The following is a 22,979-nucleotide window of genomic DNA, read 5'->3' as shown; positions in this document are numbered from 1 at the left end:
TAAATCAAGTTGTTGTTTCGGCCTGCAATTGCCCCCTAAGTTGGGGAACGGCGTCCAAAACTTGAAAGCCGATTAACACTTTTCGTCTCAAAAATCCGAACTGGGCGTGTCGTTTGAGCTGGCGGATAGCTTAGCTCGAGTGGCCGATCGCAAACGCGATCATCGCTTCCAACCGGAGCGGTTGTGACGATCCCAGCCGCACCAGCTGCGTGGCGCGCGAGCGAGATCGGATCACGGTTTCCTGGCTCTAATGACGGATATGCGTCCAATCCCCACAGACTGCGACGATTGCCGGCGTAGGCCGACAAAGCCGGCGTTAACAAGAGAACCCGTCCAGCTTCCGTTCAGATGTGGGGTTGCGGCAGCCGGCCCAGAGATGCGCTCGGTGAACTTGAGTATTCTGTGCTCATTGGAATTGGTCGGCTTATCGTAGTCTGCCACATGTAAAGTGCCGCCGCGCCGCAGAACCCTTCGTAATTCGTTGGCAAGGCGACACTTTTCATCGGGCGAGCGATCGTGGAAACTAAGTACGCTGACGGCCTTGTCGAAAGAGCCGGCGCCGAACGAAAATCGATCGCCAGTCGTTGCGGCCAGGACCTGAACGTTCTCGATGTGACGGCGCGTAATATCCCGCACCGCTTTCGCGACGCTGCTCGGGTCAGGGTCCACGGCGACAAAGGTCGTGGTTGGAAAACGCAATGCCAGCATAATCGCCATCGACCCGCTACCTGCGCCGAAATCAAGAATGCGGTCGTCCGCCCGAGGCGCAAGAGAATCGATAACCGCTTCCTGCCAGGATCGATCGCTCATCATGACATCGAAAAAGCCTTCGTAGAGAAGTCTGGCAAAACCAAGCCGAATTCGGTTGGAAACACGCGCCAATCCGACCACTGCCTGCGGCGTCGACATGTTTTGCCGTCCAATGCAGATCAATCACAAGCTAAGCCGAAACACATAATCGGAAATAAAGGCAGCAAGTTGAGCCAGATCAACGATCTGCGAGATTCTTAGGGTTACATGGGGAGAAACGTGAGGATACCGCCAGTACGTACAACATGAATGGGCGGGTGAGTAAAACGACGATGCGCCTCTCTCGAACCATCCTGGCCCTGGTGACCGCGCTGTCGGTGGCAATGCTACCGATGGCGGGAGCTGCCAATTCCGGCTCGATGGCGCACGAGGTCGCATCGCAAGAAATGGCAGTTGTGAGCTCCGACGTGCCGGAAGCCATGGACGACTGCTGTGCGGACCAGATCAAGGCCAACCCTTGCGACCAGCCGAGCGATCAGTGCTCGCTGGCCTTCTGCGCGTCGCAGTCGGGTACCATCGCTGATGTCACCAGTTTTCCGTTTGATTTCCCGATCGTGACGGGAAATCCGCTCCCCATTCCGGTGGAGCAGGTCGTCGCTTTGCATAGCGGCAGTCCGCCGTTCCGTCCTCCGCGCGTCTGATCTTCTCTCGCGTGCTGCCGACCGTGAGCCGTTTGCGCTCGCGTGTGGCGACAATTCCGCGCGCCTTCGATTCGGTTCCGAAGCCGTGGAGAGACCAGACCTATGAGGAGAAGATCCAATGATTTCGAAGTTCACGCGCGTCGTGGCGCTCGCCACCGTGACCAGTCTTTCAGGCTCGGCGGTTTTCGCTGCGGCGAGCGATTACGCGTTCGAGCCCATCAATGCGGAGATGAAGAAGGGCGACGACGTGACGGTGGCGGTGCGCCTGACCAACAGGGCGACGGGAAAGCCGGTGCCGGACGCGGTCATCATCCGCACCCGCGTCGACATGGCGCCTGACGGGATGGCCGAGATGGAATCGCCGGTCAGCCCGTTGCCGGCAAAGGAGCCTGGCGTCTACGCCTTCAAGACCGATTTGCCGATGGCCGGTCGCTACCAGCTCAGCGTCGCCGCCAAGGTGCAGGGCGAGGCGGAGACTGTGATCGGCAAAGTGGTGATCAAGGCGAGCAAGTAAGGGGCATTGTCGGCGCTTCGACCCGGAGCGCCGACGCACTTTTTAATCTAGCTCAAAGTGCCTTTGGGCACGCGCCATTAAGGTGAATGATATGAACAAGCTTGTGATCACGCTCGCAGCCAGCGTTGGGCTCGGGGCTGCCGGCTTTTGGCTAAGCCAACAGCCGCACATGCGGGCGCAAACCTATGTAGCCAGCGCAATCGCAGCCGAGAGGTCCGTGCTCTACTACCGCGACCCGAGCAGCGCTCCATTCTGGTCGGCTGGTCCCAAAAAGGACAGCCAGGGCCGCGATTATCTGCCGGTCTACGACGACGAAGAGCCGTCGTTGGACCAGCCCGCGCCGAAGCCGCAAGCGGCACAGGCGGGGCGGAAAATCCTCTACTACCGCAATCCCATGGGACTTCCGGATACCTCGCCGGTGCCGAAGACCGACCCGATGGGGATGGCCTATGTCCCGGTCTACGAAGGCGACGACGTAGATGACGGCCTGGTAAAACTCTCGACGGGCAAGATCCAGCGAACCGGCGTGAAGTCAGAACCAGCCGAGCGTCGCGCGATTCGGACCCTGGTGAGGGCACCCGGCACCATTCAACTCGACGAGCGGCGTGTCTCCGTGATCGCGATGCGCGCGGAGAGCTTCCTGCAAAAAGTCGCCGATGTGACGACCGGCACCCGCGTCGCGAAGGGAGAGCACCTTATGGAGGTCTACAGTCCCGCCGTCGCATCGGCCGCGGCGCAGTATATTTCGACCATCGATTCCCCTGTCACCAACGGCATCGGATCGTACGGGCGCGGCTCACGGCAGCGGCTTACCAACCTCGACGTTCCAGAGCCTGCAATCGTCGCGATGGAGAAGAGCCGCACAGTTCCTGTCACCATCCAATGGTCGGCTCCGCGCGACGGCATCCTGCTGGAGCGCAACGCCATCGAGGGCATGCGCGCGCAACCGGGCGACGTGCTATTTCGTATTGCGGATATTTCGGTCGTGTGGGCTCTGGCTGATGTTGCGGAGCGCGACCTCGGCAGCATCACGGTCGGTCAGCCCGTTGCGGTGCGCGCCCGCAGCTTCCCCGGGCGGGAATTCGGCGGCAAGATCAGCGTCATCTATCCGCAAGTGAACCGCGAAACGCGAACCGCGCGGGTCCGGATCGAGCTGGCCAACGCCGACCTCGCGTTGCTACCGGACATGTATGTCGACGCCGAGATCGGCACCGCCACTGGGACGGCGGCCGTCGCCGTCCCAGACAGCTCCGTGCTCGATACCGGAAGCCGCCAGGCCGTGTTCATCGACAAGGGCGAGGGCCGCTTCGAGCCGCGCACCGTCAAGCTCGGCCGCCGCGGCGACGGCTATGTCGAGGTGAAGGAGGGCGTGAGCGAGGGCGAGGCGATCGTGACCTCGGCCAACTTCCTGATCGATTCCGAAAGCAACCTGAAGGCCGCGCTGAAGGGCTTTGCGGAAGCCGCCACGCCGGAGGCGACCGGAGCTTCAAGCGGGGCGAAACACGTGGGAGGGCACCAATGATCGCCCGAGCCATCGCCTGGTCGGCACGCAATCTGCTGTTAGTGCTGTTCGGCACCGCCTTTGCGGCTGCCGCCGGCCTTTACGCGCTGGTGCATCTTCCGCTCGACGCCATCCCCGATCTTTCCGATACCCAAGTGGTCGTCTACACCGAATATCCCGGTCAGGCGCCGCAGGTGATTGAAGACCAGGTCACTTATCCCTTGACCACGGCAATGCTGACGGTGCCAAAATCGAAAGTCGTGCGCGGTTTTTCGTTTTTCGGCGTGTCGTTCGTCTACGTCATCTTCGAGGACGGCACTGACATCTACTGGGCGAGGTCGCGCGTGCTCGAATTCCTCAACAGCGCAACTTCGCGGCTGCCCGCGGGCGTGGCCCCCACCATCGGTCCCGACGCGACCGGCGTTGGTTGGGTCTACCAGTACGCGGTAATTTCAAAGGAATTGAATCTCGCCGAGACCCGAACCATCCAGGATTGGAACCTGAAGTTCGCGCTTGCCAAGGCGGAAGGCGTGGCCGAGGTCGCGGGTGTCGGCGGTTTCGTCAAGCAGTACAACGTGATCCTCGATTCCCAACGCATGCGCGATCGCGGCATCACCATGCAGAAGATGCGCGAGGCGATCCGCGCCAGCAACGCCGACGTCGGCGGCCGCACCGTCGAACTATCGGAATTCGAATACGTCATCCGCGGCAAGGGATACCTCAAAAGCATTAACGACCTCGGCAATATCGTGCTGAAGGTGAGCAACGGCACGCCGGTGCTGCTGCGCGATGTCGCAAGGGTCGAGCTGGGCCCCGACGAAAGGCGGGGTATCACCGAGCTTAACGGCGAGGGAGAAGTCGCCAGCGGCATCGTGTTGCAGCGCTTCGGTGTCAACGCGCTTACCGTCATCGAGAACGTCAAGAAACGGTTCAAGGAGATCGCCACCAGCCTGCCCAAGTCGGTCGAGATCGTGCCGGTCTATGACCGCTCCAACCTGATCTACGCCGCGATCGACACTCTGAAGCGTACGCTGGTTGAAGAAAGCATCGTGGTTGCTCTGGTCAGCGTCGTTTTCCTGTTGCACGTCCGCAGCGCACTGGTGGCAATCCTGATGCTACCGGTCGGGGTATTGATGGCGTTCGGCGCGATGAAGCTTTTGGGCCTGGGCTCCAACATCATGAGCCTCGGCGGCATCGCGATCGCGGTCGGCGCGATGGTCGATGCGGCCATTGTCATGATCGAGAACGCCCACAAGCATTTGGAGCGGGCGAGGCCAGGCCAGACGCGCGTTCAGATCCTGATCGACGCGGCATCGGAGGTGGGGCCGGCGCTGTTCTTCAGTCTCCTGATCATCACCGTATCGTTCATGCCGATCTTCACCCTGGAATCGCAGGAGGGACGGCTGTTCAGCCCGCTGGCCTTCACCAAGACCTTCGCCATGGCCGCCGCCGCATTGCTGTCGGTGACGCTGGTCCCGGCGCTGATGGTGATCTTCGTTCGGGGACGGATCGTTCCGGAGCATAAGAACCCGATCAACCGCTACCTGATCTGGATCTACCGTCCGGTCATCAAGGCGGTGCTGCGCGCGAAGGTGCTCGTGATCCTGCTTGCGGTCGGGGTCCTGGCGGTGACGATCTGGCCCGCACGACAGCTCGGCGCAGAATTCATGCCGACGCTGAACGAAGGCACGCTGCTTTACATGCCGACGACGCTGCCGGGCATCTCGGTGACCAAGGCCGCCGAACTGATGCAGATGCAGGACCGGATCATCCGCTCGTTTCCGGAAGTCGCCTCGGTCTACGGCAAGGCAGGACGCGCGTCGACCGCGACCGATCCGGCACCGACCGAAATGTTCGAGACTGTCGTCAATCTCAAGCCGAAGGAGGAGTGGCGCACGGGCCTCACCATTGACGGCCTGATCGCCGAGATGAACCAGGCGCTGCAATTCCCTGGCGTATCCAATGCCTGGACCATGCCGATCAAGGCTAGGATCGACATGCTGTCGACCGGCATTCGCACCCCGATCGGCGTTAAGGTGATGGGCACCGATCTCGTGCAGATTGATAAGCTCGCCAAGCAGATCGAGCAGGTCTTGAAGGCCGTCCCGGGCACTTCGTCGGCTTACGCTGAGCGTTCGATCGGCGGCTACTACCTCGAGATCACGCCGGATCGCAATGCGCTCTCGCGTTACGGCCTCATGATCCAGGACGTTCAGGACACGATCGCGACCGCGCTCGGCGGCCAGACGGTCACGACCACGGTCGAGGGCCGGCAGCGCTTCAGCGTCAATATGCGCTACCCCCGCGATCTCCGGGACAATCCCAAAGCGATTGCAAGCGATATCCTCGTTCCGCTGCCGGCCGGAGGCGCCGTGCCGCTCGGCGAAGTCGCAAGTGTCGAGCCGGCGCGCGGACCGACGACGATCCGGACCGAGAACGGTCAGCTTGCGACCTACATCTATGTCGACATCCGCGACCGAGACCTGGGAGGCTATGTGGCCGATGCTCAGCGGGCGGTGCAGGCAAGCATCCAGTTCCCGGCAGGCTACTACGTGCTCTGGAGCGGTCAGTACGAGTACATGGAGCGCGCCACAGCGCGGCTGAAGATCGTCGTGCCTGTGACGCTGCTTATCATTTTTCTGCTGCTTTATCTCAACTTCCGCTCCCTCACCGAGACGGCCATCGTGATGCTGTCGCTGCCGTTCGCGCTGGTCGGTGGCCTCTGGATGATGTGGTGGCTTTCCTTCAACATGTCGGTCGCCGTCGCCGTCGGTTTCATCGCGCTCGCCGGCGTCGCCGCCGAAACAGGCGTCGTGATGCTGATCTACCTGAACCACGCCTTGGCGGAGATCAGTGCGCGGCGCAAGGCGGAGGGCCGTACCGTCACGCGAGCCGATCTCTACGACGCCATCATGGAAGGCGCGGTCGAGCGCGTCCGGCCGAAGATGATGACGGTTGTTGCCATCATGGCCGGCCTCCTGCCGATCATGTGGAGCACGGGTACGGGATCCGAGATCATGCAGCGCATCGCGGTGCCGATGATCGGCGGAATGGTCTCCTCGACGCTGCTGACGCTGATTGTGATCCCGGCGATCTTCGGACTGATCAAGGGCTTTGGCTTGCCTTTGAGCGAGCCCGGTGGCCCTCAACGCCCTGTGCGACTGCAAGCGACAACCAAAAGGGTACGTATTCCGGAGCCGGCCGAATGATATAGGCATAATGAGCAATAAGACGGAGGCCGAGAATGAAGACGCGCGGAATTATCTCCGCTCGCGACAGCCGCAGCGCTGCTGCCAGCGCTTGCTCGGACCGGCGACATATCCGCGGTGAGTAGGATTGTCTGTGCGCGAGGTTCGACTTGGAATGAACTTGGCTGACGCACGAGCTTGATCCAGACCGGCCTTACCCTAGGGGGCTTCCAAGCACCTCCACCTCATGTCGATGCGAGCCCATCAACGCAATCAAGGCGGACGCCAATAGACTACATGAACGGCACTAAGGTTCCTCGCCGCCTTTTATTCAAAGAGAGCAACCATTGACCTACCATGCGCAGAATCCATTCCAGCATGGCGTCGCCAAGGTCGCTGTGCCGCTCCCTGCCTGACCATCATAGGGGGCCGCATCAATCATGATGGGATCGACCGTAGTAGCTCCTGACAAGCCGATAACCAGAACCCGAAGCAACAAATTCCTGGTGGAGGCAGTTTGCCGCACTTCTACAAAGCCCTGGCCTGCCTTCACAATAGAAGTGCTCGAAATGCAACCTGACAAGCCTCGAATTGTCGAGATAAGTTACAAAGTGTTCGGCCGCAGTTGGCCGCTTTCGGCACATGCGGAGAGCTGCACGTCGGATGTCGGGCGGCAGACGGTCGATCCGAGCGGGATCGAAAGGAGCTTCACGGTTAGGTGAACTTGCGAGTGCCAACGCCGTCGATTGAGCGCAATCGAAAACAAGCGGGTAACTTGTTGCCAATATTCCAAGAATGAACAGCCCTTCGTTGGTCTTCATGGTCGCCTCATTGCAGCCGACCCACTACGTCAGATATCAAGTTTGCGCCTCTGAATTGGAGCATGGGTGCGAATTGGAGCATGGGTGCCGAAGACAAACGATGTCGCCAATTTGATGATTCCGAGTTGATCTGAGTCAATCGAAGGCCATGCATCAACAGGTCTGCAGGCACTTGGCCGGAAATTATCTTCCCGCCCTCCGGCAGGGAATTGCCCCGGTGGGTCGGCGTCAGAACTATAGGTGACGCCGAGGCCGGGATGAACATGCGAGGATCGAGTATTGACTTTTCGACGCACTCGGAGCGGCGAATATTTTCCTTCACCGCGTCGATTTTCCTCTTTTACGGCCGTCCCTGCCGGCGCGGAAACCCTTTCGGACGCACTCGTGAACGCCTACCAGTCGAATCCGCAGTTGAATGCAGCGCGGGCGCGCCAGCGCGCGACCGACGAGAATGTGTGACGGGCGCTCTCTGGCTATCGTCCCCAGATCAACGCAAGCCTGAGCGCAGGCTTGCAACATCTTTCGACGCCGTCATCGCTGCGGTGCGAACAGCGGCCCCGACCAACCTTGTCCGGACGGGCGCGTTTGCCGGCCTTGTTTGGGCGGCATCAGCGCCATCGCTTATGCTCTTCATTGCACCGACGACTCGTTGCTTTTGTCGCAATCTGGCGCGGTGGCACGATTGTGCTCTGCACCGTAGCAGGCGCGATCTTGGGCCCCAAGTTATGCGCAGGTAACCCAGGCTTCGCCGTTTCACGTCGGCGTGAGCCTGTAACCAACCCGCGCTTTCTTCCGAACTCCTCAATGAGGCAGATCTCAAGCTTTCTCGTCGAATGACCAGGAGCCGGGTTATGTCAAAACAAACCTTCGGTGCAATGTTGCTGCTGCTGGTGTGGGTGTCCCAACGCATACGCAGGAGCTACGATTTCGGACAAGCGGTATTGGCCAAGCGAGGCCAGGCAGGGCGCCTATGGCCCATCCGTCCCGCAAGGTGGATGGAGTTCTGCGTTTGCTTCAGTCCCCAGGACGCCTGGCTTCTTCGTCGCGCCAGCCCCAGAGGCGAGCAGCCGCGTCTGGAGATACCGGGGAGGCCCGAAGTCTCCGATGACACGGAACTGAGCGGATCGAATCGTCCGTCAGTCCAGACATTGGAATGGCGCTTCACGCTTGCCGCGCGGTATCCTCTGCCCAAGATCCCATTGATCTCGATCAAAAAGGTTTGTGCCAACTTGTTGTCTACTTTCCGCTTGGATGTCCAGGAGTTCAGGTCATGGCGGTGCAAGACCATTCCGATCATCGGGAGCATACGCGAGAGAGCATGTCCGTGAAATCCAAGGCCGCACTCGTGCTGATCGGGTTTCTGCTTATCGCCGGCGGGTTGCTCTTTACCGAACACCGGGCGCACGTGGTCGGCCTTCTGGTTTGGCTCCCATTGTTGGCCTGCCCGCTTATGCATCTGTTCATGCACGGCGGGCACGGTCATCACGGGAGACAAGACCAACAGGACGACCAGAGGGGGACGTCATGAGCGACGCCGCACCTGCCTATGGCCTGTGGAGCCTTGTGATCGTCAACGCGGCCATCTTCATTTTCTTTGCCTATACCTTTTTCAAGCCGCAGACGCCGAGGGACTGGCGCTCGTTCAGCGCCTTCAGTGCCTTTCTGGTGGCACTGTTCGCGGAGATGTACGGCTTTCCGCTGACGATCTACTTCTTTTCGGGGTGGCTGCAGTCGCGATTTCCTGATATCGACTGGTTCTCCCATGACGCCGGTCACCTCCTGGAGATGATGTTCGGCTGGAAGGCCAATCCCCATGCGGGTCCATTTCATATCCTGAGCTTCGTGTTCATCGGCGGGGGGTTCATTCTGATCTCCGCCGCCTGGAAGGTGCTCTACGATGCGCAGCGGGCGCGGTCTCTCGCCACGACCGGGCCTTACAGTTATGTGCGGCACCCGCAATATGTTGGATTCATCCTGGTGATGTTCGGTTTCCTGCTGCAATGGCCGACCATCCTTACGCTCGCCATGTTTCCGGTGCTCACAGTGATGTACGTCAGGCTGGCACGGACCGAGGAGCAGGATGCGAGAAGAGAGTTTGGCGACGCATATGTGAGATATGCAGCCGAGGTGCCTGGTTTTATTCCGAAGCTCAGCAGGATCTTGGGTCAGGAGTCCCGCGGAGGGTATCGCCATGGTTAGCCGCGCACGGCGCTCCTTGAGCACTCGGCATCACCTCCGGCTTGGAACGTCGGGCCGTCGCCGCAAAACCTCTTCCGTAAAGTCCAAATCGCCAGGCGCCAAGGGCTAGGAGATATCCGATGAGCGAGTTCGACAAGCGCACTCAGACTAACATGAACGTGGTGCTCGAGGACGTCTGCCGGGACTTGTCCAAGCATGGCGGGGATCATGAAAGCCGCAAATACATTGCGGAGCATTTGATCGAAGCGGCGAGCGCCGGGAAAACCACGCTGGGCGATCTCGAAGCAATAGCGCGGCGAGCGTTGCTGGATCTGACCAAACGGAAGTCGGCCTAAGCAATGTGGTGCCCGAAATCCCAGAATCTGCGAAAGACAATTCTGTAAATTGGCGAGCGGATCTGATGTGATCGCTGCTCCAACTGTCGAAGATCAAATGAACCCTTCATGCCAAGAGATCATCCCCGCTCCTCGGGCGTTTACCGCCCTGGCGTGCGGCCCCGAGATCCATAACGTAAGAGGTGTCCAAGGCAATGAGCTTGGCCGCGAACGCGCCTAAATACCTGGTTCTTGCCGTGCTGGCCGCTGGGCTTGGCGTCGCGGTGTGGCAATCGCTGGGGCCCGCCGAAAGGGCTAAGGGCTACATTGTCAATGTGAACGAGCCAGAGCTCTCCGCCATCGGGCGAAGTGGGAAGGTGCTTTTCGAGGCGAATTGCGCTGCCTGCCACGGCCTCAAAGCCGCGGGAACCGACAAAGGCCCGCCGCTGGTTCACGAGATCTACAATCCCGGCCATCACTCCGATGCCGCCTTCTTCTTCGCGGCCCAGCGCGGCGTGCGTCAGCACCATTGGCCCTACGGCAACATGCCGCCGCAACCCCAGGTCAGTGAGCAGCAGATCACGTCAATCGTGCAGTATGTAAGAGAACTGCAGGTCGCAAACGGTATCCCGTATCGACCTCACCGGATGTAGTCATCAGAGTTCTCAAAGCTTGCCGAACTTGGTGGCGCGTTAGGAGCCCGGCTGGCAGTGGATGAACAGAACGTGCTCCGGCTTGCTCGAGCGGGACTTATCGCGGGTTCCTCTCATATGGCTGACAGGCCCCGCCCGACGGGGAGGCGCGCGCTCGAGGCCAACCCACGTCTCAGGCTGGCATCGCGACGGGATAACGTATCTAGCGGGCCAGGATGCGAGCGTGATCTACACACGGTTGCTGGACTTCCGCTCGGGTGCGCGCGTCAATGCACGGCAGCCCCGCTGCACGGCATCGCACCCCTGCGGCTCGTGCCGCCGGCAGCCTAGATAGATAACCAGGCGGGAAGCCCCTGGCTGGAGGGGCAGTCCGAGGTCTATATGAGAGACCAACTGCATGCCTTCGCGTCCGGACAGCGCCGCAACGACATCAGCCAGCAGACGCGCAACATCGCGCGCGCAATGAGCGGTTCGCAACGCGCTGTTGACGAGCGCGCCACCGCGGTCTGCCCTTTCCGTCCGGACGTGGTGATCCGCGTCGGTGATGACGCGGCCGAGACCCACGCGTTCCATCGCGCTCGGAATTTCGCCAAAAGCGACGGCAACGGCTGGAATCATGGTTTGTTGATGCGGGAAATTGCACGCAAACTTTCCGACGCCGCTGAGGGCGTGTGTCCTCGGCGTTAGGGTGAGTCGCCTATCTGATCTGGTTCAGGGCTGGCGGCATCGCGCGCGCAATGAGCGGTTCGGCTCGGTATGCAACCTGCGCGGTTATTTTTCTGGCAATGTGGCCGGCATGCCGCCTCAGGCGACCGAGAGGGTTGAATCGTAGATGTTCGCATAGTTTGCCGCGGCATCATTCCAGCCGGCGGGGCGCGCCATCGCGGCCGTCCGCATCTCCCGCAGCCGCCGAGGTGAATGATAGATGTCGAGCGAGCGGTAGATCGCTCCCAGGAAGCTGCCAAGGGAGAGGTCACCGAAAAGCAGGCCGGTGACGCCGTCCTGAATCGTGTCGGCGAGCCCCCCGGTTCGATGGGCAACGGGCAACGAGCCGAAGCGTTGCGCGTACATCTGCGTCAATCCGCATGGCTCGAAGCGCGAGGGCATCAGCAGAAAGTCGCTTCCCGCCAGCATCTGCCGCGCAGTCTTTTCCTCGTATCCAATCTTGATGCCGAGCTTGCCCGGATATCGCTTGGCCATCTGGCAGAGTGACTGCTCGACCTCGCTTTCGCCCTTGCCGGTGACGACGATCTGGCCGCCCTGCCGCACGATCGTCTCGATGGCTTCGATTGCAATATCGAGACCTTTCTGGTGGACCAGCCGCGAGACGATCGCAAACAGCGGGCCGCGCGACACCGCCAAGCCGAAGGTCCTCCTTAGCGCTTGCGCATTGACGTCCTTTCCCTTCCAGTCATCTGGACTGAACGGTCGCGCCAAGTGCGGGTCCGTCAGAGGGTCCCAGCTTTCGTCGATGCCGTTGATGATGCCGGTCAAGCGCCCCTGATCGAGCTTTCCTCTGAGCAGCCCGTGCAAGCCGCAGCCATGCTCAGGCGTCACGATTTCTCGCGCATAGGTCGAACTTACGGTCGTAATATGGGATGCGTAAAAGATGCCCGCTTTGAGAAAGGAAATATCACCACAGAACTCGACGCCATTGATGTCGAATGCTGCCTGAGGAATGCCGAGCCGATCCAAGCGATGCCGCGAAAACAAGCCGCGATGCGCAAGATTATGGATGGTCAGCACGCTCGGTGTCGATCGGCCGCTCCAGGCGAGATAGGCGGGCGCCAGCGCCGAGGTCCAGTCGTTGAGATGCAGCAGGTCCGGTACCCAGTTTGGATCGCCTGCGCCGGATGCGATTTGTGCGGCGGCAAGGCCCAGCCTCGCAAAACGGAGATCATTGTCCTTCCAGTCGGCCCCCGTTGCGTCCCCGTAGAGACCGCCGTCGCGCTCGAAAAGCTGCGGACAGAGCAGCACATAAACCGGAAGAAGGTCGCCCGTGATGCTGCGTGCAAGATCGCAGCCCGGGATGTCGCCGCAGGACGGCAGACGTCCAACGATCTCGACTGCCTGTAGTTGGCTGACGACATCGCGATAACCTGGGAGCAAGACGCGCATATCGCACTTGTTTCGGAGCGTGCGGGGCAGCGCCGCGGATACTTCGCCAAGGCCACCCACCTTTACGTAGTCGGCAAATTCGGAGGTGACGAACAGGATCTTGGGACGGCTACGTGGAGCGGGGTCGGCGCCGAGCGTAGCCCGACTTCCGGGTTTGGTCGGCCGCCCACGTCGAACCGAATCATGCGCCTTCCGCCGCGCTCCCATCCCGTCTCCCCTTTGATGCCAAGGACCAACCACTCGATAGACGCTCGAATAGCGGAATCATTACAGTCCATCGCGGCCATTTGTCGTTGAAGTGCCGCCACCTGTTTTGGAGGTTGACACGCATTTTGACCACCGACTTTGTTTTAGATCAAACGTCTTTCACCAAAAGACAGCAACATGACATGAGCATCAGGAGGACCAGAAATGAACCTTAGTCGTCGAAACAATCCGCTATCCGCCCCGGCAATGACGTGCCGGCTCGCCGCGGTCGCCCTCGTGGGCGTGCTGTCGTCGCAACTGGTCGTAACGTCTGTATTCGCGGCACCGCCGTCCGTTCGCATGGCGATGATGGACGACAAGGAAATGGGCTCGATGGGAGGCCAATCCAACAACTCGATGTCCGGCATGGGTGGAATGTCGGGAAGCCCGTCAGGGGGGTATGGGGGGATGTCCGGCGCTTCGTCCGGCGGCATGGGCGGCGGTTGCTGCATGGGATCGATGGGGCAGGCGCCCGGATCTGGCTCGGCCGGTGCATCGGGCATGTCGATGCAAACCAGCCTGCCGGGGTTTCCCGGCTCATCGCATATCTATCACGTCGGCGCGACGGGATTTTACCTCGAATATGCCGATAAGCTCGGCCTTTCCACCCAGCAGAGGACCGGCCTCAACGATGTCAAGCAGCGCGCCCTCGTCGACCAGTCAAATCAGCAGCGGAAGATCGACGAAGCAGAGCAGGCCCTCTGGTTGCTGACGGCGGCAGACCAGCCGGATGCCGCGACGGTCGAGGTGAAGATTCGCGAGGTCGAAAAGTTGAAGGCGGACCAAAGGCTGGGCTTTATTCGCGCCGTGGGCGAGGCCGCCAAACTCCTGACCGATGATCAGCGCAAGATGGTGCTGGGGATGGTGCCGATGCCCGGCTCTACGGCCGCACCTGCGTCGGCGTCGAAACCGATGAATATGGGCAAATAGCCGCCCCTGGGTTCTTGGGCCGGAGCTTGGCCGCATCGCGCGCCAACTCCGCCTTGAGGGAAACGGATTGCCGGCAATGTTCTGGACTCACCTCGCGGCGAATTTGGTTCCTATCTCGGGGTGTGCACTCTGCTTTTTGCAAGGTAACGAGCAACGCGTCAGTGCCGCGCCAAGCTGATCTCCGCCCGTGCGGGGCCGTAGACAAGGGCAAAAGAGCGGCAGCGCGAAACAACTCGCTTCATGATGTCCAAAGCCTCCTTTGTAGCGCCTCGGTGGATCCCGTAATCGGCGACATAAAACTGAGCCTCGCAAAGCCGCCGCTCGGAGTCTTGCTCAGCACCTTCTTGGGGCTTTGCGAGCATCTCGGTCGGAGAGCGTTGGCGCCGGTCGACCGCGCCCGTACCCCAATCTGTAGGTCCTGGATGGCGGCTGCCGTATTGTCGAGAAACAGGTTGGCGAGGCCACGGCCGAAATGCCCTCACACTTCCTCGCCAGCAGATACGACATCGATGCAATGGTCGACCCGTTCCCAACCATCCTCCTGCCAGCGGATGGTGAAATCGATGCTTTCGCCGCTGTTCATCCCGCTGGTGTCGAGTTCCGCCACCCAGAAGCCGAGACCGCTATCGAGTGCGTCGAGATCGCGGACCTCTCGCCATCCATTCACGCCGCAGTGCACCATTCCGGCCCGAGGCAGGGCAATGACCAGGCGACGGCCCGCGGCCAAGGACCGGATTTGCGCGTGGGGCCACCAGAACGCGTACGGGGACATCTTCTTCCTTCCACCGTATCGCTTCCAGACGGCCTCCGGACGGTCGAATGGCCGACCGTGGTTGCGGGAGACGGCAAGCGTGACAAATTCCGCATGCGCCCACGCGAGGGGCATCGCCGACCCGGTTGGGCGGCCGGGATACAGTCGCCGCTCAGGAACTGGCGACGCGTCCCAGATCTGTTCGGGGATCATGCCACCGGGGCTGGCTGACGCGGCCATCGTCTCGAGCATCGGCAAGGGATCATCGCCGGCGCTCACCGCGTAATGACCTCGTTCCCCGGCCAGCAGCGGCCAGGGCCGGCCTCTGCCGGCGCCATCATACGGCCGGCCATCGTCGTACTCACCGTAGCCATCGCCGTTATAGCGGCGCCAGACCGAACCGGAGGGTGTTTCCACCCTCAAGAGCCGGTCCACCACCTTGAGCGTATCCAGGACCAGCGGATCAGCGGCGTCCCTGAGACCAAAGCGGACCAGGCGCAAGAAGTCCGTGCTGACTTGTTCGCTCGCCTGCATTCGCACCCCATCGCTTCGGTTGCGAATGGGCACGAGTTCATCGAGCGCCGCCTGGCCTTCGGAAAGCACTGATCGCGGCGCCGTGCGGACATAATAGCCGGCAATGGCGAACTGTTTTGCCAGATCGGAGCCGCAGGCGGTGAGCCAGTCTTCCAGATGGGCGTTCCAGAAGTCTGCCAGCGCCGTCGCCCACTGGCGCGCCGTAGGCTCGAGCAGCGAGCCGCCCGCGACAAGCGCCGCGATGCAGGTGGCAAGGGTGAACGCGTTCAGTCCGCTATTTTCTTCCCAGCGGTCCTGCTCCGTCGAGGGACCGACCCGGGCGATATAGCCGAGCGCGCGACGGATCATGTCGTGGGGCTCGATTCCTCCTAAGGCATCCCGGTCGGCGAGCAGAGCGGCCAAGAGAACCGGATACGCCGCTTCGTCGAGTTGGACCCCGCGCCAATAGGGTTCGCCGCCCAACCATTGGTTTTGCTGCCAGTGTCCTTCCACATTTTGTGTTGCGATCAGGTAGCGCAGGGTGTTGCGCGCTTCCGCCTCCCCTCCGAAGGCAAGTAGCGCCGTGGCGCACTCGACGAGATCGCGAGGCCAGACCAAATGATAACCGCTCCGCTCGTTGCCCGTGTCGCCCCAGGGCACGCTCAGGCTCGCCACCATCGCGCCCGGGTAGGTCTTATCGAGATGTGTGCGCAAAACCGTGACGGATGTAACAAACTGATCCTGCAAATGAGCCGGAGCGCCCACCGGTCGGGCGCAACATTCATCGCAGCTGCGGTGCCAGGCGCTCCAATCGGCGCTTTGCGCGTCCAAAACGCGATCGAACGGCTGCATCAGTGATGACACGGCCAATGTCGCGGCCGCACCCTGGCTGCTTGCGAAGGCCAACGCGAGCACGCTGAATGGTCGCAACTCAGCCAACAGCGCGACGTTACCGGGGCCGGCCGCCGGATACTCCCACGCCATCCTGCCATTGTGGGCAAAATCCTGCCAACCATCGCTGGCGCCGACATACCCCGCGCTCGCTCTCATGAGCGCGTCCTGCTGGTGTTCGTCCACGGCAGCAAGGGCCATCGCAAACGGCGCCCGTTCCGCCGACAGAAAGCGCCGTCCGCGATGTTCGGCGATGACGGCGCGATTGCCATAGCCGGTGGCGCCGAGATGGGGGGCAACCAGCACATAGATTCGCAACGCCGGATCGTCACTCTCAAGGCGACATTCGATCACAAGCACATCGCGCAGCGGGTCGGGCGTGATTCGAAGCCGCAAGCTGAACCGCGAATGGGAATGGGTGATCTCGTAGGCGGGAACGCCTGGTGCGACCGATCGCAGCTGATATTGACCCATCCGCTTGACCTCGACCCAAAATCCCTGGTCGTCGGCGACGATGAAGCCGAGGTCCCGAATCTGCGGAATGTCGATCCTCGGCCAGTAGACTTCGTTGATGATGCCATAACCAGCCGTGAACCAAAGCCGGGCGGGCCCGAGCGAGCAGCCGACCACGTCTTTTGAGCTGCTCGTCCAGGTCGGGGGTATCCCCGGCGCGCCGGGCGCATCGAAATGCGGGTCCGGTTCCCAGTGGTTGGTCCGGCGCCGCGGGGCAGTTGAAACCGCCGCTTCCTTTGCGAGCGCGTCCAGGTGATCTTGAGCGGTTATCACGGCTGGATGCTTTGATTGACGGTCTGGCGACGGAGGGCAAACGTTCCGTTCACAAGCATGTTGCATTGCATGAGTTCGATGATTGGATGGCTTTGCAGCAGTTTGTCGGACATCCGGCCTATCAAGTTTGATGCAGGTCAATCAGGGGGGACCCAATCCGCTTCATTGTGACCAAGACGCATTGCAGCTGTAGGAGCCGTGCATGGCCAATTCCCTGAAACTTCTGCAGCGGGAGCTCGGGCTTCGATGTGTCTGCGCAGGTTGCGCAGGTCGGCGATTTGCAAGCAAGTGTCGATCTGCTGCCGGGCGGTCACCGGCTCTCACTTTCAGGAAGGTGACAAGAACCTCATCATGATCACAAGCCCCCGGGGTTGTTTTCTGTCAGGTGATGCTCTCTGATAACAGGAATTCGGGAGGTTCTTTCGTGCCGTTCGCATCTCAACGTCGCCGTTCAAGATTGGCCCTGATCGCGGCGGCCACGATCGTGAGCCTGTCCGCCTTCCACGCCGATGCGCAGATGGAAGGAGGCCACGAGTCACATCATCCTAATGCGTCGGCGCCAACGGGCCCTGCGGCGCTCGGCAGCATGGGATCGCCGCCTGCCTCTTCAATGCCCTCTATGGGCCCGCCGAGGGAAGGGACGGGAGAAATGGGGGGCGCATCTCCGGGCGGTATGGGCCACGGCGGCATGGGCGGGATGGGAGAAATGATGGGCGGCCGTCCGCGCAAGGAGTTTTATCCGTCGCTGATGGATATGCCGAGCCTGACAGCCGAGCAGCGCCAGCGCATCGAATCTCAAGCGCGTGCGGAGCTCAACACCGCCACCGAAGACATCGCCAGCGCCGAAGCGGCGCTTCGCCAGGCCAATGCGAGGGCTGATTCCGCCGGCGCGGAGCAGGCCACCTCGCGGCTTCGCGATGCGCTGAACCAGGCCAAGAGCGCGGCAACCACGCTTCGGGCGCTTTCGGAAGGAAAGCCCCCACAGCAGATCGCGCTGGATTGGTTCAGGACACAATTGAATCTTCCCGCGCTGACAGCTTCGCACGATGCGGGGCTTGGACTGTCGTGGTTTCATGTCGTCACAATGGCGGTGCTGGCGACATTCACCGCGGCCATGATTCTCGTGTATGTCCTGCGTCTGCGCCGTGCCAACGCGTTGGTGCAAAGATTGACGAGCGCTCCCGCTCTCGCCACGGCATCTGGCAGGGTCGCTACGCCGGCACCGCCAAGTGCGCCGCCGCCCACCACGCCGCCTCCTGCCGCACCACCTCCTGCCGCATCTCCGGGTACGCCTCCATCGACCCGGGCGGGTGAAGCGGGCGCGTCGAGCTCGGCAGTTGCGGCGGCAAGTCCTGCCGCCGCATCCTCGCCCTGGAAAGGCAAGCTACAGGTCGCCGGCATCTTTCGCGAAACAAAAGATGTGAAAACCTTTCGGCTGAAGAATCCAGACGGCGGGCCAATTCCCTTCACCTTCGTGCCGGGACAGTTCCTTACCTATACCGCGGAGATTGATGGCAAGCTCGTGCGGCGCTCATATACAATTGCGTCGTCGGCCGCACAGACCGCCTATGTGGAAACGACCATCAAGCGGGAGGAGCCGGGCATCTTCTCGGATTACATGCATGACAAGATCAAGCAAGGCGATCTGATTGAAGTCGCTGCGCCCTTTGGCGCGTTTACGTTCAGAGGACAGGAAGCAGACAGCGTCGTCCTGATCGGTGGCGGGGTGGGAATCACCCCTTTGATGGCTGCCATACGCTATCTGTTCGATACCGCCTGGCGGGGCGACATCTTTCTGGTCTATGGCGTCCAGACCACCGAGCACTTCATCTTTCGCGACGAGCTCGAGTATCTGCAACGCCGCATGCCGAACCTGCACGTGATCGCGACCATGGCGCGTGCAGAGGGCACCTCCTGGATGGGGCCGCAAGGCCACGTGACCAAGGAGCTCCTGACCCAGTCGGTCCCGGACATCATCAAACGGCGCATCCATCTCTGCGGTCCTCCCGGCATGATGGAGGCCATGAAGAAGCTCCTAGCGACGGTCGGGGTGCCGACGGAACAGGTCAAGACCGAGGCGTTCGGACCGGCACGCGGTGCCGTGCCCCCGCCGGGGGTGACGCAGGTGGTTTCATCCGAGCCGGCCGCTGCGGCGGCGGGCGCGCCGCCCGCCGCGCTTGCCATCGGACCGGCAACGGCAACCATTCGGTTTGCCAAGGCCGACAAAGTCGTAGCCCTACCGCCAGACAAGACCGTGCTCGAGGTCGCCGAGTCCAATGGAGTGTCGATCGATTACGCCTGCCGCGTCGGGGTTTGCGGGACCTGCAAGACGAAATTGCTCGAAGGCCAGGTGACGATGGAGGTGGACGATGCCCTGACGCCCGAGGACAAATCCAACAACATCATTCTCGCCTGCCAGGCCAAGTCCGTCGGCAATCTGGTTGTCGAGGCTTGAGATGAATCAGACCGAACGGCAGATCGCCGAGGCAGTGCTCTCCGTCATCCTCTTCCTGGTGCCGGCGTTCTTATTCCACACCGCGCCGCGGTTCGCCGGAAGCTTGATGGGCTTCGTGCTCGGGGTGGCCGCCGCCACTTTGATGGTTTCTCTTCTGATCTATCCGCTGGTCAAATATACGGCTTGGATCAAGCGATGGGTGACCCGGATCGTGTCACTGCGCGCGTTGCTGACGTTTCACGTCTATGCTGGTGTCTTCGGCGCGTTTCTGGCCATCTTGCACACCGGCCACAAATACCAGAGCCAACTCGGCATCGCGCTCCTCGTCGTCATGTTGATCGTGGTGGCGACCGGATTCGTAGGCCGATATTACCTACCGCAGACGTCTCTCGAGCTGAAGGAGGCGGAGTCGCACCTCGGCACACTTCGCGCGACCTACAATCAGGCAGCGGAAGCCGTTGCCGAGCGCCAAGTCCTTGAGGACGCCGCTGCCGCCAATATCAGCGCGCCAGCCCTGCAGAACGTCTCGATGCTGCAGGTCGTCGAAGGTATCGCCGATCTCGAATACGCCATCGGCTCGCGCGAGATCTTGAAGAGAGTGTCCATGCGCTGGATCGTGGCGCATGTCGTGGCCGCAATCCTCATGTACACCTTGCTCGTCCTGCACATCGCAGGAGAAATCTACTACGGCCTACGGTGGCTGTCGTGAAGCCGCTCAACGGCCTTTACCTGCTGCTGATCGTCGCAGGGCTGCTTGTCGGCGGGACCGCCATTGCGATGCTTTATCGCACCGGATCGGCGTCGATTCCGGGATGGCAAGAAGCCTTCCAGCCCGGTCCCCTCTCCGAGGAGCACGCGTTCTTGAACGGCAAGTGCGAAGCGTGCCATACGCCTGCACGCGGTGTTGAGGCTCAGACCTGCATCAAATGTCACGCCAACGCCGCCGCGGATCTGGCCAAGCAGCCGACTGCCTTCCACGCCACGGTCCAGGATTGCCGCGGCTGCCATAGCGAACATCAAGCGGCCGGCCGGCCGACCCGAATGGATCACGCGAGCCTTGTGCGTATCGGCTCGCACCTTACGAGCGGAGCGGCGGGTCATGCGGGAGCGACCCGTCAGATGGTCAAGGACTTGGCGGATTTTCTCGGAGTTTCCGTCTCACCTGGGGTGGAGAGAAATGCTCTGGATTGTGCGAGCTGCCACAGCAGCGAAGACCCGCATCAGGAGCTTCTGGGACGCAATTGCGCAAGCTGCCATGATACGGACAACTGGCGCGTCGCTGCTTTTCTGCATCCCTCTCCCACGTCAAAGATCTGTGCGCAATGCCATCAGGCCCCGCCGAGCCATTACACCGAACACTTTGCGGTCGCTTCGATGCGCATGGGTGGGCACGGAAGCACGCAAATCAATCAATGCTTCCAGTGCCACAAGACGAATTCATTCAAGGACCGCAAGGAAGGAGCGGGTGTGAGTATGCACTGACGTCTTCAGATAGGAAATCCTGGCCTCTGCTTGCGCGTCGCCAACACGCTCACAGGTCAGCAGCACCAAGGACCTAGATCAAGGGGACGATTGACGGCGGACAGGCGGCACGGCGTCCATCAGATTTGTCCGCTAGAATACACCACGGGATGACGAAAGCGTGTCCTCGACCAAGAATATAACCGAGAAGCGCTACAGCGAAGCGATCAATCGCCTCACGTGGGAGATCACGGCGATTTACGCCTATTTGGAGGAGATCCAGCGAGTATGGGCACGAGCGCTCGGGATCAGCAGATCTCAATGGATGATCCTGATAGCGATTTCCGATCTGGACGAGGGGAGCGGTGTCCCGGTTAAAACGGTTGCGGAGATTTTGCATGTGAATGGGTCCTTTGTTACAACCCAATCCAATCTGCTCGAAAAGATCAAGCTGGTGCGACGACGACCTTGTCGCATGGACGGCCGGGTCGTCCGGCTCTTCTTGTCAGACAGAGCGCTCAAGTTGCTGGCTCGCGAGGCCGATAGGCATCAAGCGGTGACCGATTCCGTGTTCACGGACTTTGAAGAGGCCGGGCTCAACAAACTTGTCGCCCAACTGACATTGCTCGAACGGCGGCTTGAGACGGCAAAGCTAAGAGTGACGCTCGAGTTGTAAGCCTCGACTTCTCGCCGCGAGGACGGTCAAGTCAAGGAACGGGCTGTTCTCGTTGAGTAATTACGGCAGGCCAGGCCGGTATTACGGGACCCTCAGAAGCCGCCAGGTCATGCTGGAGAGCGATGGTGCTCTTGTATGCGTATATGCCCAAGCCGAGACCGCGTGCGTGCTCATCAGCCTGAACGCCGTTGTCTCCCGCTCCTCAAGGTGAAACTAAAGCACCCGCTTCGCTCCCGGGATTGTTCGCAAGGCCGCCGTTACACCCCAGCTCAACAGAACTGTGAACACGAATGCGGTCAGGGCCTTGGCGATCGCAGGGACATCGAAGTCAAACAGCCAGTATTGGATCCAGAGCACGATCGGGTAGTGCACCAGAAACATGCCATAGGCATGTGCCTGCATCCAATCTAGCACGCTAAAGCCCGTGCGTTTGAACCTCAGAAAGTAGCCGAAGATTGCAAATAGAATGGCCGCACTGAACGTCACGAAGAACAGGCCGTAGCTCGCCTCATACCAATCCGGCAGCCATACCGGATTTCCGAGGATTTCAAGCTTGACGTAAATAAGCACCCACAACAGACAGTAGGGGACGAGCGCTGCGACGATCCAGCCCCGGCCGCTTTTGGCGAGCCGGCCATCCGCACTTAGCAGACCGCGATCGAGGTTCGCGGCGCCCACGCCCGCCCCGATGAGGAAGTAGGCAGGATATAGTAGAACGCGGCTGGCCTGCAGCGAGAGCGGTCCAATCTCAACCAGCGTCCCGCTCCAAAATAGAGCCGCATCGGAATGTAGACGACCGCCGTAACAGCAAGCACCAGAATGAAGAATTCGGTCGGTCGCCTATAGCCGCGCACCGCCAGCCGGTTGATAGGATCGAGCAGTTTGGGTGAGAGATGAAACAGGAAACAAGCTGCCAAGTCAAAAGCGAGCAGCACCCAGATGAACCAGATCGGTCCGCTTGGCCATGGCCCGACTGTGATTGTGTTCCACCAGAAGGAAAGAAAGCTCGCGTCTGGGCGCCGGCGCAGTTCGATCGCGAAATACGCAATCGGAATGATGGTGAGTACGCCGATCACAAACGGCAGGCCAAGCCGAAATAGCCGGTCGCGCAGGAAGACCTGCAGCTCTTTGTGGGCGAGGCTCGGCCATACGAACAGGCCTGACAGGAAAAAGAACGTCGCCATGAAGAAGCTGTCGGTGGCGAGCACGACGATATCAAAGCCGATCCACGACTTAGCGTCGGTATGACCGAAATAGGTGTAGGCAATCACGGAGTGGTGCAGAAGCACCATCAGCATCAGAAACGTGCGCGCGCGATCCACCGCGACGTCGCGTAACTTATCGCTCGCGGCCTGCACATTCGCAACCACCGCCGCCTGGAAGCTCCTTCTTATGCGTGCGCTCCGGCCAGCTGGCGATCATCAAAAGTTGCCGGCGCGAACCTGATCTTATGATTGATATCTCCCCCACCTTGCAACCGCTTGATGTAGGTCAAGATTCCAAGACAACAA

18 protein-coding genes and 3 pseudogenes are annotated in these 22,979 nt (G+C 60.9%); 16 read left to right on the top strand and 5 right to left on the bottom strand.

All coding sequences use genetic code 11. From position 1 onward, the window contains the following. Positions 1 to 231: 231 nt before the first annotated feature. The gene (locus ASG57_RS19360) at positions 232 to 909 is read right to left on the bottom strand and encodes a class I SAM-dependent methyltransferase (RefSeq protein WP_057197053.1); all 678 of its coding nucleotides are present in this window, start codon (positions 907 to 909) and stop codon (positions 232 to 234) included. A gap of 146 nt (positions 910 to 1,055) precedes the next feature. Between ASG57_RS19360 and ASG57_RS19355 the strand changes: the two genes are divergently transcribed. The 4 genes from ASG57_RS19355 (at position 1,056) to ASG57_RS19340 (ending at position 6,675) form a co-directional block, all read left to right on the top strand. Beyond that, positions 1,056 to 1,451 carry a hypothetical protein gene (locus tag ASG57_RS19355; protein WP_156402746.1) on the top strand — a complete coding sequence of 132 codons (396 nt, stop codon included), beginning with the start codon at positions 1,056 to 1,058 and terminating at the stop codon, positions 1,449 to 1,451. Positions 1,452 to 1,569: 118 nt separating this feature from the next. Continuing rightward, a complete protein-coding gene (locus tag ASG57_RS19350; RefSeq protein WP_057197051.1) occupies positions 1,570 to 1,965 on the top strand; it encodes a FixH family protein in 396 nt (131 codons plus the stop codon). Positions 1,966 to 2,056: 91 nt separating this feature from the next. After that, the gene (locus ASG57_RS19345) at positions 2,057 to 3,487 is read left to right on the top strand and encodes an efflux RND transporter periplasmic adaptor subunit (RefSeq protein WP_057197050.1); all 1,431 of its coding nucleotides are present in this window, start codon (positions 2,057 to 2,059) and stop codon (positions 3,485 to 3,487) included. Next, positions 3,484 to 6,675, top strand: a complete 3,192-nt coding sequence (locus tag ASG57_RS19340) for an efflux RND transporter permease subunit (RefSeq protein ID WP_057197049.1) — start codon at positions 3,484 to 3,486, stop codon at positions 6,673 to 6,675. The genes ASG57_RS19345 and ASG57_RS19340 overlap by 4 nt, the downstream gene beginning before the upstream one ends. Before the next feature lie 413 nt (positions 6,676 to 7,088). Here the strand turns inward: ASG57_RS19340 and ASG57_RS37925 are convergent, their stop codons facing one another. Further along, on the bottom strand, positions 7,089 to 7,475 hold the full coding sequence (locus ASG57_RS37925) for a hypothetical protein (protein WP_156402745.1): 387 nt from the start codon (positions 7,473 to 7,475) through the stop codon (positions 7,089 to 7,091). 279 nt (positions 7,476 to 7,754) lie between these two features. On the opposite strand from ASG57_RS37925, the pseudogene ASG57_RS40040 reads away from it, so the two are divergent. From ASG57_RS40040 to ASG57_RS40035, 7 genes and pseudogenes are all read left to right on the top strand, one after another. Then, a pseudogene (locus ASG57_RS40040) lies at positions 7,755 to 7,931 on the top strand (TolC family outer membrane protein); the annotation flags it as partial. Positions 7,932 to 7,996: 65 nt separating this feature from the next. After that, positions 7,997 to 8,201, top strand: a pseudogene (locus ASG57_RS39225) (NrsF family protein); the annotation flags it as partial. A gap of 544 nt (positions 8,202 to 8,745) precedes the next feature. After that, on the top strand, positions 8,746 to 9,003 hold the full coding sequence (locus ASG57_RS19335; RefSeq protein ID WP_057197048.1) for a DUF2933 domain-containing protein: 258 nt from the start codon (positions 8,746 to 8,748) through the stop codon (positions 9,001 to 9,003). Next, positions 9,000 to 9,674: a methyltransferase family protein gene (locus ASG57_RS19330; RefSeq protein ID WP_057197047.1), complete on the top strand. Its 675-nt coding sequence runs from the start codon at positions 9,000 to 9,002 to the stop codon at positions 9,672 to 9,674. Before ASG57_RS19335 ends, ASG57_RS19330 begins: the two co-directional genes overlap by 4 nt. A gap of 119 nt (positions 9,675 to 9,793) precedes the next feature. Then, positions 9,794 to 10,009, top strand: coding sequence for a hypothetical protein (locus ASG57_RS19325; protein WP_057197046.1), 216 nt, complete (start codon positions 9,794 to 9,796; stop codon positions 10,007 to 10,009). Positions 10,010 to 10,203: 194 nt separating this feature from the next. Beyond that, positions 10,204 to 10,641: a c-type cytochrome gene (locus ASG57_RS19320; RefSeq protein ID WP_057197045.1), complete on the top strand. Its 438-nt coding sequence runs from the start codon at positions 10,204 to 10,206 to the stop codon at positions 10,639 to 10,641. Positions 10,642 to 11,022: 381 nt separating this feature from the next. Beyond that, a complete protein-coding gene (locus tag ASG57_RS40035) occupies positions 11,023 to 11,328 on the top strand; it encodes a hypothetical protein (RefSeq protein WP_156457405.1) in 306 nt (101 codons plus the stop codon). A gap of 117 nt (positions 11,329 to 11,445) precedes the next feature. On the opposite strand, the gene glgA is transcribed toward ASG57_RS40035, so the two are convergent. Continuing rightward, positions 11,446 to 12,966 (bottom strand): glycogen synthase GlgA, encoded by a 1,521-nt coding sequence (gene glgA / locus ASG57_RS19310; RefSeq protein WP_057197044.1) that lies wholly within the window; start codon positions 12,964 to 12,966, stop codon positions 11,446 to 11,448. Positions 12,967 to 13,242: 276 nt separating this feature from the next. On the opposite strand from glgA, the gene ASG57_RS38755 reads away from it, so the two are divergent. Next, complete coding sequence (locus ASG57_RS38755) at positions 13,243 to 13,935, top strand: Spy/CpxP family protein refolding chaperone (protein ID WP_244490937.1); 693 nt, start codon at positions 13,243 to 13,245, stop codon at positions 13,933 to 13,935. A gap of 478 nt (positions 13,936 to 14,413) precedes the next feature. Here the strand turns inward: ASG57_RS38755 and ASG57_RS19290 are convergent, their stop codons facing one another. Then, a complete protein-coding gene (locus tag ASG57_RS19290) occupies positions 14,414 to 16,876 on the bottom strand; it encodes a glycoside hydrolase family 15 protein (protein ID WP_230646720.1) in 2,463 nt (820 codons plus the stop codon). 649 nt (positions 16,877 to 17,525) lie between these two features. Between ASG57_RS19290 and ASG57_RS19285 the strand changes: the two genes are divergently transcribed. The 4 genes from ASG57_RS19285 (at position 17,526) to ASG57_RS19270 (ending at position 21,468) form a co-directional block, all read left to right on the top strand. Next, positions 17,526 to 19,331 carry a 2Fe-2S iron-sulfur cluster-binding protein gene (locus ASG57_RS19285; protein WP_230646719.1) on the top strand — a complete coding sequence of 602 codons (1,806 nt, stop codon included), beginning with the start codon at positions 17,526 to 17,528 and terminating at the stop codon, positions 19,329 to 19,331. Between the two features lies 1 nt (position 19,332). After that, complete coding sequence (locus ASG57_RS19280; RefSeq protein ID WP_057197039.1) at positions 19,333 to 20,040, top strand: iron reductase; 708 nt, start codon at positions 19,333 to 19,335, stop codon at positions 20,038 to 20,040. After that, complete coding sequence (locus tag ASG57_RS19275) at positions 20,037 to 20,813, top strand: cytochrome c3 family protein (RefSeq protein WP_057197068.1); 777 nt, start codon at positions 20,037 to 20,039, stop codon at positions 20,811 to 20,813. Before ASG57_RS19280 ends, ASG57_RS19275 begins: the two co-directional genes overlap by 4 nt. Before the next feature lie 160 nt (positions 20,814 to 20,973). Further along, positions 20,974 to 21,468, top strand: coding sequence for a MarR family winged helix-turn-helix transcriptional regulator (locus tag ASG57_RS19270; RefSeq protein ID WP_057197038.1), 495 nt, complete (start codon positions 20,974 to 20,976; stop codon positions 21,466 to 21,468). Between the two features lie 213 nt (positions 21,469 to 21,681). Here the strand turns inward: ASG57_RS19270 and ASG57_RS19265 are convergent. Next, positions 21,682 to 22,862: pseudogene (locus ASG57_RS19265) on the bottom strand (acyltransferase family protein). Positions 22,863 to 22,979: the final 117 nt, after the last annotated feature.

The sequence above is a fragment of the Bradyrhizobium sp. Leaf396 genome (assembly GCF_001424605.1).
Lineage (GTDB): Bacteria > Pseudomonadota > Alphaproteobacteria > Rhizobiales > Xanthobacteraceae > Bradyrhizobium > Bradyrhizobium japonicum_C.
The sequence above is the reverse complement of the archived record's forward strand: the minus strand, read 5'-3'. Positions and strand labels throughout refer to the sequence as shown.